Below are 13,361 nucleotides of genomic sequence, written 5' to 3' on the forward strand. Positions count from 1 at the left end.
TCAGCTCTCCGAGTGGATGCCCTTCATGATGATCACGCCGCCCAGGCGCGTGGTGTCGGCGCGCATGCGCTTGGCCAGCGTGTCAGGTGAGCCGGGCTGTGCCTGCCAGCCGGTCTTCAGCAGCGCCTCGCTCACGTCGGGAGAGCTGATCACTTCGACCAGCGCTGCATTGAGCTTGGCGACGGCCGCGGGCTTCATGCCGGCGGGCGCGGCCAGCGCGGTCCAGATTTCGAGGTCGGCGCCGCGCACGTCCGCATCGCGAATCGTGGGCAGCTCGCTGGCCAGCGGGCTGCGCTCGGGCGAGGTCACGCCAATGGCCTTGATCTTTCCCGACTTGATGTGCGGCAACGCGAGGCCGGGCGGCAGCAGCGCCAGCTGGATCTCGTTGGCGAGCAGGCCCGCAATGACCTGCGGGTTGCCCGTGTAGGGCTTGTGCTGCGCGGTGATGGCCGCGCGACTCTTGATTAGTTCCATGCCCAGGTGGCCCACGGTGCCTACGCCCGGCGTGCCGTACTTGCCGCCGCTGCCCAAGTTGCGCACCCACAGCAGTTGGTCGGCCGCGGTCTTGCCCGTGGCGCTGCCCGAGACCGCCAACACCAGCGGCGCGGTGCCGATGAGGCCGACGGGCGCAAAGTCTTTCTCGGGGTCGAAAGGCAGCGCCGGATTGAGCAGCTTGGCGATGGTGAGGTTGCCGTTGATCAGCGCGCCGATGGTGTGATCGTCGGTGGCCTTGGCCACCAGGTCGGCCACGGTGTTGCCGCTGGCGCCGGGCTTGTTCTCGACGACCACCGGCTGGCGCAGGATCTTCGACAGCGGTTCGGCAATGGCGCGAGTCGCGAGGTCGGGCGATGCGCCGGCGGGAAAGCCCACGAGGATGTGGACGGGCTTGGTCGGCCAGGCGTCGGCACCGGCTGCCGGGCGTTGTTGGGCCCAGGAGCCCGGTGCGAACAACGAAGTGGCAACGGCTGCAGCGCCGCCTTCGAGCAAGCGGCGTTTAGTGATCGTCAAGGGAGGCTCCAGAGCGATGAAAAGAAGCGGTGAAATGTCACCACTTTGTTTCAAACGTTACAGGATCATGCTCTGCTGCGCAAGTCAGAAGGAGGTTTGCACAGGGCCTTTATCGCGTCGGACGCGACAGCACTTCACCTTCGCGACGAAGCCCCCAGCAACCGCCTCTGCGTCGGAAAAAGCGACCAGCCCCAGCGCTGCTGCGCATAGCCCCACAGCCCCTGCTTGAAGAACAGCGTGACGAGGATCGCCAGCATGCCCAGGCCCAGCAGGTACCAGGTGCCGTAGTCGCTCAGGAACTTGTTGAGCGCCCAGAAGATGAGCGCGCCCACCAGCGGCCCCTCGATGCGGCCGATGCCGCCGATGACCACCATGAAGATGGCGAAAGCCGTCCAGTTGACGCTGAAGGCCGCATCGGGGCTTATGCGCAAATTGCCCACGAAGTACAGCGCCCCCGCGAGCCCCGCGCCGAAGGCCGCGACCACGTACACCGCGAGCTTCATGCGCGCCACCGGAATGCCTTGCGACTCGGCCGCCACTTCGTTGTCGCGTATCGCCAGCAACGCCAGGCCGCGCTTGCTGCGCAGGAACAGGTACACCAGCGCAATGGCCGCGACCACGCAGGCCAGCGCCATCCAGTAGGTGGTGCTTTCGCGCGTGGCCTTCTCGATGCCGCGCAGCGCGGTGAGCGTGGTGCCCGAGCCGCCGCCCACCGCCGACACGTTGGCGAAGCTCAGGCGGAACACCTCCGCGATGACCCATGTGCCGATCGCGAAGTAGCCGCCCGACAGGCGGAACGCGACGAATGACACGGGTATGGCGATGAGCCCCGCAGCCAGCGCCCCCAGCGGTATCGCAATGAACGGATTGACGCCCGCGAAGTTGCCGAGCATCAGCATCACGTAGCCGCCGAAGCCGAAGAAGGCCTGCTGCCCGATGCTCACCATGCCGCCGTAGCCGGCAAGCAGGTTCCACATCATTGCGAAGATGAAGTAGCAGGCGATCTCGACGAACTCGCGCATCCAGCTCGACTCGCCCCACCACGGGAGGCTGGCGGCAACCAGCACGAGGGCGATGCCGACGAAGAGTGCGACGCGGCTCGCGGCGGTGGCACGCTCGACGGCGATGAGGGGTGGGGGCATGCTCGTCATTCGGTTCATCCACGCGTTTTCGGAAAGAGCCCCTGCGGGCGCAGCACCAGCACGACGAGGAACACGATGTGCCCGAACCATATGCCCCAGCCCGGATCGAGCCTGAAGCCGATCTGCTGCGTGATGCCGAGAATCATCGCGCCGGCCAGCGTGCCCCAGAAGGAGCCCATGCCGCCGATGATCACGGCCTCGAAGGCAAAGAGCAGCAGCAGCGGCCCGTCGGAAGGCGAGACGGTTGTTCGCATGCCCTGCAGCGCACCCGCGATGGCGATCAGCACGAAAGCGATCGCAGTGGCAAGCGCGTAGACCTTCTTCGCGTTCAGCCCCATGAGCTCCGCGATCTCGCGGTCGTCGGACACCGCGCGAAACGACCGGCCCAGCGCCGTGCGCGCAAAGAGCCACTGTAGAGCGCCCGTCGCAACGACCGCGATGGCCAGCACAACCAGAGGCAGTACGCCGAGCGACATCGCATCGCCCAGCGCAATGCCCTGCGTGTTGAGCCCGCCGGTCTCGATGGCACGCGGATCGGCCGAGAACAGTTCGAGCAGCAGGTTCTGAATGACGATCGACAGGCCGAAAGTGACGACCAGCGAAGGCAGCGGATCCTTGCCGAGCGTGCCGTTGAGCACGTAGCGCTGCAGCGCATAGCCGAACCCAAAGGCCACCGGCAGCACCGCGAGCGCCACGAGCCAGGGCATGGCATCGCCCGTCAGCGACACGCCCGCGATGACCGCGAACGCGCCGAGGATGATGAAGTCGCCCTGCGCCGTGTTGGTGAGCCGCATCACGCCGAACATCAGCGACTGGCCCAGCGCGAACAGCGTGTAGAGGCCGCCGAGCAGCACGCCCTGGACGATGGTTTCAAGCATGGGCGGCCTCGATGCCGAAGTAGGCCTGCGAGATCTGTTCGCGCGTGAGGTCGGCGGAATTTCCTTCGAGCGACAAGCGACCTTCCTGGAAGCAGTAGATGCGCTGAGAGACCTGGCGCGCCATGGTCACGTCCTGCTCGACAATGACGACGGTCATGCCCTCGCCGGTGATCGTGGGCATGGCGGCATAGATCTCTCGGATGACGATGGGCGCGAGGCCGAGCGACAACTCGTCGCACAGCAGCAGCTCGGGGTTGCTCATGAGCGCGCGGCCGAGCGCGACCATCTGCTGCTGGCCGCCCGACAGCGAAGTGCCCGGCTGGTGCCGCTTTTCGGCGAGTATGGGAAACAGCGCGTACAGGCGCTGAAGGTTCCACGGCCCCTTGCGCGCGGCGGTGGCGCCCATGAGCAGGTTCTCTTCGACGCTGAGGCTGGGAAACAAGCGTCGGCCTTCGGGAACCATGGCAAGGCCGCGGCGCACGATGTCGCCGGGAGGCACCCCGCCGATGGGCTCACCCTTGAAGCTGATCGCTTCGCGAGGCGCGCGCACCAGGCCCGTAAGGCTCTTGAGAAAGGTCGACTTGCCCGCGCCGTTGGCACCGATGATGGCCACGAGCTCACCACGGGCCAGCGAGAAGTCGATGCCGAACAAGGCCTGGGCGTCGCCGTAGAAAGCCTTGAGGGCGTGGGTGGAAAGCAGCGCGCTCATGCCTCCATCCCCATGTACACGCGCCGCACCTCCGGGTCGTTCATCACCGCGCGCGGCTCGCCTTCCGCCAGCTTCTGCCCGAAGTTGATGACGAACAAGCGGTCCGCCAGCGACAGCAGCGCATGCACCACGTGCTCGATCCAGATCATCGTCACGCCCCGCGCCTTGATGCGCTTGAGCTCCCCGACCAGCACCGCGGCCTCTGGCTCCGTCAGCCCGCCCGCGATCTCGTCGAGCAGCAGCAACTGCGGCCGCGTCGCCAGCGCGCGCGCCAGCTCCAGCCGCTTGCGATCGAGCAGGGTCAGCCCACCCGCAGGCTTGTTCGCGTGCGGCATCAGCCCCGTCTGCTCCAGCACCTCGTGCGCCGTCTGCCACGCCTCGCGCTCGGTCTGCTGCCCGCCGAAGCAGGCGGCCGTGACGAGGTTCTCGAACACGCTCATGTTGCCGAAGGGCTGCGGCACCTGGTAGCTGCGCCCGATGCCCGCGTGACAGCGCTGGTGCGGTCGCAGCCGCGTCACGTCGCGGTCCGCGTACTCGACGCGCCCCGCATCGACGCGCACGTCGCCCGAGATCAGGTTGAACAGCGTGGTCTTCCCCGCGCCGTTCGGCCCGAGGATGCCCAGCGTCTCGCCCTCGGTCACCGACAGCGTGATGTCGTCCGTGACCTTGAGCGCCCCGTAGGACTTGCTCACGGCATGCAGTGCCAGCAGCGTCATGACGGTCAGAGCAGCCGCAGCTTGCCGCCGGCAGGAATGTTCGTCGCCGCCTCGTTGTTCACGATGGTCAGCTCCACCTTGTACTTCTGGCCCTTGCCCCATTGGCCGAGCACCAGCGGTGTCTTGCTGACGTTCTTGAACGGCCCTTGGCCGCCCCACTTCACCGGGCCGACCACCGAGTTGATCGAGGTCGATGCCACGGCGTCGCGCACGTCCGAAGCCTTCAGCGACTTGGCACGCCCGAGTGCATTCGCCGCCACCTCGAACAGCGCATGCGCAAAGCCGATGGGCTGCGTCCACTGCTTCTTCGCACCTGCCTCGTAGGCATCGGCCAACGCCTTGGCGCTTTGCTGCGTGAGGCTCGACGTGAACGGATGCGATGGGCTCCACCACACCTCGGTCGACAGGCCATCGCCCAGGTCGCCCAGCGCCTCGATCGCGCCAGGGAACAGCAGTGCCTTGCCGAGCGTGATGATCTTCGGCTTGAAGCCCTGTTGCCGCGCCTGGGTGAGGAAGGTCTTGGCGTCGGGCGGAATCACCACGCCGGTGACGATCTCGACGCCCTCTTTCTTGAAGGCCGCGATCTGCGCGCTGAAATCTTGCGTGCCGTTCTGGAAGCGCCCAGGGTCGGTGAGCGTGAAGCCCATCTGCGCGAGCGGCTTGGGGAAACCCAGTTCCTTGTCGCCCCAGGCGTTGCCGTCGCCGTCGTTCGGGAACAGGCCGCCCACCTTCTTGTTGGTGGCGAGCGTCTTCCAGCCGTTGGTGAAGTTGGCGATGACGTCTTCGAGGCCCCAGAACATGTGATACGTCCAGTTGAAGCCCTTCGCCGGGTCGCCCTTGCGGCCGAAGAACCAGGGCTGCCACGGCACCACGCTGGAGATGCAGGGCACCTCGTTGAGTTCACAGGCATCACTCACGGGGTTGGCGGTTTCGGGCGTGCCGGCGGTGAGCACCAGCGCGACCTTGTCTTTCAGAATCAGGTCGTTCGCCACCTCGCCCGCGCGGTTGGGGTTCGACTGGCTGTCCTTCAGCACGATCTGCACCGCGTATTTCTTGCCGCCGACACTGATGCCGTCCTTGAAGGCGGTCTTCATCTGGTCGATGACCCATTTGTCTGCCTCGCCGAAGGGCGCGAGCGGACCGGTCTGCGGCGACACATAGCCGATCTTCAGCGTGTCGGCCGCGAACACCAGTGGCGTTGCGCCCGAAGCCACCAGCGCGGCCGTGGCCTGCGTGAACTGTCTGCGATTGAATGTCATGGTTGTCTCCGTCTCTTGTGTTTTTGTGCCGCCCGATCAGGGGTCAGCGCGCGAAGTGCGGCGGTATCTGCGCGTCGACGTTCACCCACACGCTCTTGACCTGCGTGTATTCGCGCATCGCATCGAACCCCATCTCGCGGCCGTAGCCGCTCTGGCCGACGCCGCCGAAGGGCGAGCCGGGGTTCACGCGCTTGTAGCTGTTGATCCAGACCATGCCGGCGTGCAGGTCGCGCGCGACCTTGTGGGCGCGCTGCAGGTTGTTGGTCCACAGGCCGCTGCCGAGGCCGTAGTCGGTGCCGTTGGCGATCTGCATCGCCTCTTCGTCGTTCTTGAAGGTGAGCACGGTGACGAAGGGGCCGAACACCTCTTCCTGCGCGACGCGGTCCTTGTATGACCTGGCGCGCATCACGGTGGGCTCGACGTAGCAACCCTTCGCAAGATCGCCGCCTGGCGACTTGCCGCCCGCCAGCAGTTCGCCGCCCTCGCCTTGCGCCACTTCCACGTAGCTCAGCACGCGCTCGCGATGCTGCGCGCTGGTGAGCGGCCCCATCTCCGTCGCCTCGTCGAGCGGGTTGCCGAGGCGGATCGACTTCGCAAGCGGAATGAACTGCTCGAGGAAGGCATCGGCGATCTTCTCGTGCAGCATCAGCCGCGAACCCGCAATGCAGGCCTGCCCCTGGTTGTGGAAGATGGCCCACGCGCTCCCGTTGACTGCAGCCTGCAGGTTCGCGTCTTCGAAGACGATGTTCGGCCCCTTGCCGCCGAGTTCGAGCTGCACCTTCTTCAGGTTGCCCGCGCTGGCCTGCACGATGCGCCGGCCCGTGGCGGTGCTGCCGGTGAACGCGATCTTGGCGATCTCCGGGTGCTCGGCGATGTACTGGCCCGCCACGCTGCCGAGCCCCGGCAGCATGTTGACCACGCCGGGCGGCAGGCCGGCCTCGGCCATCAGCTCGGCGATGCGCAGCGACGACAGCGGCGTGATTTCAGCCGGCTTCATCACGATGCAGTTGCCGGCCGCGAGCGCGGGCGCCATCTTCCAGCTGGTGAACATCAGCGGAAAGTTCCACGGCACCACCTGGCCGACGATGCCGACGGGCTCGCGCAGCGTGTAGTTGAGAAAGCCCTCTTCCACCGGAATGGTCTCGCCCTGGAACTTGTCGGCCATGCCGCCGAAGTAGCGGAAGCACGCTGCCGTGCGCGGCACGTCGAGCCGGCGCGAATCGCGGATCGGGTGGCCGGTGTCGAGCGATTCGAGGCGCGCGAGTTCTTCGCCGTTGGCTTCGATGAGGTCGGCGAGCTTCAGCAGGATGCGGCCACGGTCGGCGGCAGCCATGCGGCTCCATCTGGGGAAGGCACGCTTCGCCGCGGCGACGGCCTTGTCGACGTCGGCCCTGCCGGCGAGCGCAACATTAACGATGGGCGAGTTGTCGTGCGGGTTCAGCGTAGCGAGGGTCTCGCCGGATTCGGCGTCGACGAAGCGGCCGTCGATGAAGAGCTGGTGGCGAATGGAAAGAGCAGGCATGAGTTTCCTCTCCCTCCCCGCTTGGGGAGAGTTGGATGGAAGGGCGTCGGGAGGGAGAGAAAAGCCGGTCAGAACTCGACCGGAATCTCCGGGCTCTCGCCCTTCTGGATTTCGTACACCAGGCTCGGCGAACCGTTCTCCCACACCAGCAGCATCGAGCGCTTGGGGCTGAAGCCCTGGTGGCGGCAGTAGGCGGGCATGGCTGCCATGTCGCCGGCCTTCATGATCACGCGGGCCATGGGCCTGCCGGTGTTCTTGTCGCCGCAGTCCCAGTGGATTTCGTCGGTCATCTGGAAGAACCACTCGACACGATCGTTGCCGTGGATGATCGGCAGGATGTGCTCCTCGGTCGTCGGGCACATGTAGCTGTGCTTCACCACCGAGGTGAAGCTCGGGTTCCACGTGACCTGCGAGCGGCTCAGGAAGCCGAAGAGATTGAAGGCGTGCACATCGTTCTCGAAGCCGGGCTCGGGGTGCAGCTCGGGCTGGCCCTGCGGCACGTCGGCAAAGGCGCGGTTCACCGGAGCGCCGCGTTCGTCGCTGCGCAGGTCGAGGTCGCCCTTCAGGCCCACGCAGCGCTTGGCAAGTTCACGCGCCCTCGTGATCTTGGCGGTGTTGTTGCCGTTCTTGCGGCCGTAGGGCGAGCCGGTTTCCTGCGGCGCGGCGAAGGGGTCGAAGCTCTCGTTGGTCCAGTCGTCGAGCATGGCCTCGAAGGTGGCGCGGATCTGCGCGGTCGGGAAGTTCTCGAGCAGGTCGATGCCCGCGTCCTTCATGGTGCCGTTGAAGCTGCCGGCGTACAGGTCGACCGACTCGTAGTGGTTGACGGTGCCGAACACGTCGTCGAAGTTGACCCAGCCATAGAAGAAGCCCCAGGCCACGTCGCGCATCAGTGCGCGCAGGTAGCTGCCGGCGTCCATGGTGTGGCTCATGGGGCGGCCGTCGCGGGTCTTCCAGCCGATGTGCACGAAGTATTCGTCGCGGCGGAAGCTGAAGCTGCCGAGCGAAAAGTCCTTGTAGCCGAGCGTGGCGTCGGGCTGCGACGCGATCACCTTGGCGAGTTCTGCGGGTGCGTTCATGGTGTGTGGCTCCTGGATTCGGGTGCGGTCAATGCACTCAGTGCGATTGGCAGATGTCGGCCCACTTCTCGACCGACAGATCGCCCTTGCAGCTCTGCAGGACGATCACGCCCGGCTCGCCGGCGCTGCGGAACTGGTAGGCGGTGTTCTTCGGCAGCAGGCCCTGATGGCCGCGCGAGAGCTTCATCCAGCCCATCTTCTTGCCCTTGGGCTCGCCCTTGACGAGCACGGCGCCGTTCTTTTCCTTGTCGGCCACTGCCTGGCCGTCGTCGAGCTGCACGAGGTGCACTTCGACGTCGCCGTCCATCACGAGCGCGAATTCGTCGTGCGCGCAGGTGTACCAGGGCGAGGTGCCTTCGGCGCGCAGCGTCTCCAATACGTAGATCTGGTTCTGGCCGAACACGACCTTCTCGTAGGGTTTGCTGATGCTCGCGATCTCGAAGCAGTTGGAGAACGCGTAGTGGCGAACGTCGTCGTCGATGGGCTCGACATGACCCTTCTCGAAGTGCTTGAGTGAACCGAAGCGGGTCTTGTAGGCGGTCGCAGTGGTGGCTGTCATGGCTTGTCTCCTGTTGTCTCCAGTGATGGGTGAACTCTAGGAGTCAAGCGGCGGCACCGGTAGGGACCAGTTTGGAAGAGGATTATTCGGAGCTTCCGAACAATCGCAGGGGTTTACCCCCGTTCGGGCGCTATCCGCTGGAGCGGCTGAACTCGATGAGCTCGGCAGGAATAAGGCCTCGCTCGATCAGCGTGGCGTCCCACGGCGGCACGCGCGTGAAGCGGGTGGCGATGTGCTCGATGAAGAGGCGTAGCTTCAGCGCATTGCGCGAGGTGCCCGCATAAACCGCGCTCAGCGAGAACGACGACAGCTGGTGCTCGGCCAGCACCACGCGCAACTCGCCGCGCGCAATGGCGTCGCCCGCCACGAGCGTGGGCAGGCAGACGATGCCCGCATGCTCCAGTGCATATTCGCGCAGCAGGTGCACGCTGTTGGTCAGCAGCGCGGCGTTCAGGTAGATGGTGGTCTGCTCGCCCTCGTGGTGAAAGGTCCATCGGTCGCGCGTGGGGTAGCCCGAGTAGAGGCCCAGCTTGTGCCGGTGCAGGTCGCGCGGCGCAGCGGGCGTGCCGTGCGCTTCGAGGTACGCCGGCGTGGCGCACAGCACTCGCCGCACCGGAAAGAGCGGCCGCGACACCAGCTCCTGCGAGGCCGCGGGAAAGATCTGCAGCGCGCAGTCGACGCCGGCCTTCACGGGGTCGGCCACCGCGTCGCTCACGATCAGCTCGAGGTGGATGTCAGGGTAGGTCGTCTGGAACTCGCGCAGCAGCGTGGCGAAGCGGCCCAGCACCATGCCGGTGAGTGCATGTACGCGCAGGATGCCCGAGGGCGTGCCGCGCGCATCGCGCATCTGGTCGACGATGTCGTTGGCGCGGCCCACCAGCTCGGTGCAGTCGCGCAGAAAGGCCTGGCCCATGTCGCTGAGCCGCACCACGCGCGTGCTGCGGTGGAACAGCGGCGCGCCCAGGAACTCTTCGAGCTGCTTGACCCGCGTGGTGACGACCGAGTTGGCCACGCGCAGCTGCCGCGCCGCTTCCGCAAAGCTCTGGGTCTGCGCGACGCGAACGAAAGTTTCAATGCTTTGGAGGCGGTCCACGGCGGCACTGTACTGCGGGGCCGGTCGGCGCGGGGCGCCACGGGACGTTGCGGGCAAGCCTAAAGGCCTCGAAAGACCGTTATCCCTGTGTCGGGGAGTTACGTGCCCCACTTACAATCCCTGCCGCATCACCCACCCCTACGAGGTCTTGTCCGCAATGCCCAAGAGCCCCCGGCCACGCGCCCGTTTCAGCTTCTCCCCCACCGTGCGCGCCCTGTTCCTGGCCGCGGCAACCTGCGGCGCCGTGCTCCCGGCGCTGGCCGCCATCGAGCATGAGGAGGTCGACAAGCTCATGCAGGCCGGCAAGCTCGACGAGGCCCTGACGAAGGCCGACGCCTTCCTCAAAGACAAGCCGCGCGACCCGCAGATGCGCTTTCTCAAGGGCGTGATCCAGCTCGACACCGGCAAGCGCAACGAGGCCATCGCCGCCTTCACCCAACTCACGCTGGACGCGCCCGAGTTGCCCGAGCCGTACAACAACCTCGCGGTGATCTACGCGAGCCAGAACCAGTTCGACAAGGCACGCAGCGCGCTCGAAAGCGCCATTCGCACCAACCCCAGCTACGCCACCGCCCAGGAAAACCTCGGCGACGTGTATGCACGGCTGGCCAGCCAGGCCTACAGCAAGGCCCTGCAGCTCGACCAGAACAACACGGCCGTGCAACCCAAGCTGGCGGTGATCCGCACGCTCTTCACGCCGACACCGCCGGGCGCCAAGTCGACAGCCCTGGTGGCCTCGGCAGCACCTGTCCCGGCGGCAAAAGCGCCGGCTCCCGCGCCAGCCCCCGCTGCGCCGCCGCCGCCAGTCAAGGTTGCAGCCGCTCCCGCACCGGTGGCCGCCGCGCCCAAGGCGCCCGAGGCAAAGGCGCCCGAAGCGGCGCCGGCTCCAGCACCTGCACCGGCCCCCGCGGCCAGCACCGCTTCCAATGCCGAAGTCGAATCCGCCGTGCGCGCCTGGGCTTCGGCCTGGGCCAGCCAGGACATGGACCGCTACCTCGCGGCCTACGGCCCCGACTTCACGCCCACCGGCGGCCAGAGCCGCAAGAGCTGGGAAGAAGACCGCCGCGCCCGCATCGTCGGCAAGTCGAGCATCAGCGTGAACATCGAGAACCTCGCGATCAAGGTCGACGGACAGAACGCGACGGCCAAGTTCCGCCAGATCTATCGCGCGGACAACCTCAACGTTTCGAGCCGCAAGACGCTGGACCTGCAGCGCTCCGGCAATCAATGGCACATTCGCAAGGAAAGCGTCGGCGGCTAGTGGCAGACATCGTCCGGCTCGGCCGGCTTCAGAATCCCCCGTTTCGTCTGCGCAGCGGACAACTGCTCGCAGCGCTGATGACCGCATCGGCGCTGATGCTGGCGGCGCCCGGTGCGGCGCTGGCGTCGAACAGCACCCACAAGGCGGGCAGCGCCAAAGCCGCCAGCGGCAGCACCAAGGCCAAGGCTGCGAGCAGCAGCCGTTCCGCCACGCGCGGTGCGAACGGCCGGTCTGCCTCCGCCAAGGGCAAGAAGGGCGTGGCCGCTGCAGAGGCCCGAACAGCTGCCGCGACGGCAACAAGGCCCACACGCAGGTCGGCATCCGCCTCCTCCATCCAGGAAGCCAGCAACGCCGAAGCCCGCCTGATCGCGGTCTATGAAATGTTCGGCCGTGGCCAGGCCCGCCCTGCGCTGGCCAAGGCCCGCGACCTGGTGCGCGACTATCCGAACTTCCAGCTTGCGCAGCTCGTCTACGGCGACCTGCTCGCGGCGCAAGTGCCCCCGTCGAATGCCCTGCCCGACACCGCCAGCATCGCGAAGATGCGCGGCAACCCCGCCATGGCCGAGCTGCACGAGGAATCGAAGCGCCGCCTGCAGGCCCTGCGCGAGCGTCCGCCGGCCAACACCGTGCCGTCGCAGTTCCTGACGCTCTCGACCCGCAGCCGCTACGCCATTGCCGTCGACGCCTCGCGCTCGCGGCTGTACCTGTTCGAGAACTCGGACAAGGGGCTGAAGCTCACGGCCGACTACTACATCTCGGTCGGCAAGTCGGGCACCGACAAGGTCACCGAGGGCGACGCGCGCACCCCGCTGGGCGTGTACTACATCACCAGCAGCCTCGATCCGAAGTCGCTGAAAGACTTCTACGGCGCGGGCGCCCTGCCCATCAACTACCCCAACCCGTACGACGTGCGGCGCGGCAAGACCGGCGGCGGCATCTGGCTGCACGGCACCCCGCCCCAGCAGTTCGCCCGGGCGCCGCTGGCCAGCGACGGCTGCGTGGTCATGGCAAACCCTGACCTGAAGCAGCTTTTGCGAAAAGTGCAAATTGGCGCCACCCCGGTGGTGACCGCGCGCAGCCTGCAATGGATTTCACAACCGCAGGCCGAAAAAGAAACCCAGTCAATTACAAGCGCGATCAATGGCTGGAAAGATGCGCGAGCCAATGGAAATGAAGCGCAATTGAAGAAATTCTATTTGCCCGATTTCCAGCGCAGCAGCAAGAAATCCACTGAAGGAATTTCGGCTGTCGACGAAGAAGTGAAATACGCGCAGGGCAAGCGCGTGCAATTCAAGGACATGTCGTACCTCCACTGGCGGGACGGTGACGACACCATGATTGTTACCTTCGGCGAAGTGTTCGAAGGCGAGAAGAGCGGACGTTCCCGGCGCCAGTACTGGTTACGCCAGGGTACCGACTGGAAGCTCTTTCACGAAGAAATCCTGGGCTGAGGCCCGGTCGAATCCCTCTCGGCGACGGGGTCACCCCCTCAAACCCGTGACTTTTTGCTCACGGGTTTAGCCTTTTTTCACTGTTACATCTGGCCCTTTGGGGCTTCGTGCTACGTAACACGTAACGCACTTGTTCCCGTAACACCCCCGTTTCGCGCGTTCCCGGCGACGTAACGTCGCATCCCCTCTTCATGGGAGGCGCCGCGCGCCCTACAGAGGGAAAAATTCACTTCCAAACTGTCCACCAGCTGACCAGGTCTCTTCCTGGCTCGGGCTGGCAGGAGGCTTGCAGCCATCCTGCTTTACTCCTTTTGGCTAGCACACCTGGGCGAAAGTCTTGCGGGTTTGCCTTGTTGATACACGGAGTTACGCTGTATAACATCCACCTTGCAAGCCTTTGTTAACACTTCCTGAAAGGGTAAATCATGCATAGCTCAATTAATCGCTTTCTGCACGATGAAGAAGGCGCAACCGCAATTGAATACGGAATTATTGCGGGCCTTATTTCAATTGCAATCGTCGGTGTTCTTTCCGGAACCGGTGGCCTTGGCACCAAGCTTTCGGGCGTCTTTTCATACATCACCGACAAGCTGGCTGCTCTGGTGACGAGCTAGTCGCCAGGCCCATTTTTCATGGTTTCCCCTCTCGATTCTCGAAATCCCGTTTCAAAAATCGTCAGTCTTTAGT

At 65.6% G+C, this 13,361-nt stretch carries 13 protein-coding genes; 3 read left to right on the forward strand and 10 right to left on the reverse strand.

The features are described 5' to 3' along the window. The 10 genes from BMW87_RS25665 to BMW87_RS25710 form a co-directional block, all read right to left on the reverse strand. Positions 1-1,008, reverse strand: coding sequence for a Bug family tripartite tricarboxylate transporter substrate binding protein (locus BMW87_RS25665; protein ID WP_093079659.1), 1,008 nt, complete (start codon positions 1,006-1,008; stop codon positions 1-3). A gap of 134 nt (positions 1,009-1,142) precedes the next feature. Next, positions 1,143-2,150: a branched-chain amino acid ABC transporter permease gene (locus tag BMW87_RS25670; RefSeq protein WP_256216910.1), complete on the reverse strand. Its 1,008-nt coding sequence runs from the start codon at positions 2,148-2,150 to the stop codon at positions 1,143-1,145. Between the two features lie 14 nt (positions 2,151-2,164). After that, positions 2,165-3,028 (reverse strand): branched-chain amino acid ABC transporter permease, encoded by an 864-nt coding sequence (locus BMW87_RS25675; RefSeq protein WP_093079664.1) that lies wholly within the window; start codon positions 3,026-3,028, stop codon positions 2,165-2,167. After that, positions 3,021-3,737, reverse strand: a complete 717-nt coding sequence (locus BMW87_RS25680) for an ABC transporter ATP-binding protein (RefSeq protein ID WP_093079667.1) — start codon at positions 3,735-3,737, stop codon at positions 3,021-3,023. Before BMW87_RS25680 ends, BMW87_RS25675 begins: the two co-directional genes overlap by 8 nt. Beyond that, a complete protein-coding gene (locus BMW87_RS25685; RefSeq protein ID WP_093079669.1) occupies positions 3,734-4,453 on the reverse strand; it encodes an ABC transporter ATP-binding protein in 720 nt (239 codons plus the stop codon). Before BMW87_RS25685 ends, BMW87_RS25680 begins: the two co-directional genes overlap by 4 nt. 5 nt (positions 4,454-4,458) lie before the next feature. After that, on the reverse strand, positions 4,459-5,712 hold the full coding sequence (locus tag BMW87_RS25690) for an ABC transporter substrate-binding protein (RefSeq protein ID WP_093079672.1): 1,254 nt from the start codon (positions 5,710-5,712) through the stop codon (positions 4,459-4,461). Between the two features lie 43 nt (positions 5,713-5,755). Then, entirely contained in the window at positions 5,756-7,219 is a 1,464-nt protein-coding gene (locus BMW87_RS25695; RefSeq protein ID WP_093079785.1) for an aldehyde dehydrogenase family protein, read from the reverse strand. An 83-nt stretch (positions 7,220-7,302) separates the two neighbouring features. After that, positions 7,303-8,310, reverse strand: coding sequence for a hydroxyquinol 1,2-dioxygenase (locus tag BMW87_RS25700; RefSeq protein ID WP_093057561.1), 1,008 nt, complete (start codon positions 8,308-8,310; stop codon positions 7,303-7,305). 37 nt (positions 8,311-8,347) lie between these two features. Then, on the reverse strand, positions 8,348-8,869 hold the full coding sequence (locus BMW87_RS25705; protein WP_093057560.1) for a cupin domain-containing protein: 522 nt from the start codon (positions 8,867-8,869) through the stop codon (positions 8,348-8,350). Positions 8,870-8,999: 130 nt separating this feature from the next. Then, the gene (locus BMW87_RS25710) at positions 9,000-9,962 is read right to left on the reverse strand and encodes a LysR family transcriptional regulator (protein WP_093057559.1); all 963 of its coding nucleotides are present in this window, start codon (positions 9,960-9,962) and stop codon (positions 9,000-9,002) included. Positions 9,963-10,119: 157 nt separating this feature from the next. Between BMW87_RS25710 and BMW87_RS25715 the strand changes: the two genes are divergently transcribed. The 3 genes from BMW87_RS25715 to BMW87_RS25725 all read left to right on the forward strand — a co-directional run bounded on the left by BMW87_RS25715 (position 10,120) and on the right by BMW87_RS25725 (position 13,288). Further along, on the forward strand, positions 10,120-11,223 hold the full coding sequence (locus tag BMW87_RS25715; protein ID WP_093079674.1) for a nuclear transport factor 2 family protein: 1,104 nt from the start codon (positions 10,120-10,122) through the stop codon (positions 11,221-11,223). Then, positions 11,190-12,674 (forward strand): L,D-transpeptidase family protein, encoded by a 1,485-nt coding sequence (locus BMW87_RS25720; RefSeq protein ID WP_093079677.1) that lies wholly within the window; start codon positions 11,190-11,192, stop codon positions 12,672-12,674. Before BMW87_RS25715 ends, BMW87_RS25720 begins: the two co-directional genes overlap by 34 nt. 425 nt (positions 12,675-13,099) lie before the next feature. Then, complete coding sequence (locus BMW87_RS25725) at positions 13,100-13,288, forward strand: Flp family type IVb pilin (protein WP_093079679.1); 189 nt, start codon at positions 13,100-13,102, stop codon at positions 13,286-13,288. Positions 13,289-13,361: the final 73 nt, after the last annotated feature.

Source organism: Variovorax sp. OV084 (genome assembly GCF_900111625.1).
Lineage (GTDB): Bacteria > Pseudomonadota > Gammaproteobacteria > Burkholderiales > Burkholderiaceae_C > Variovorax.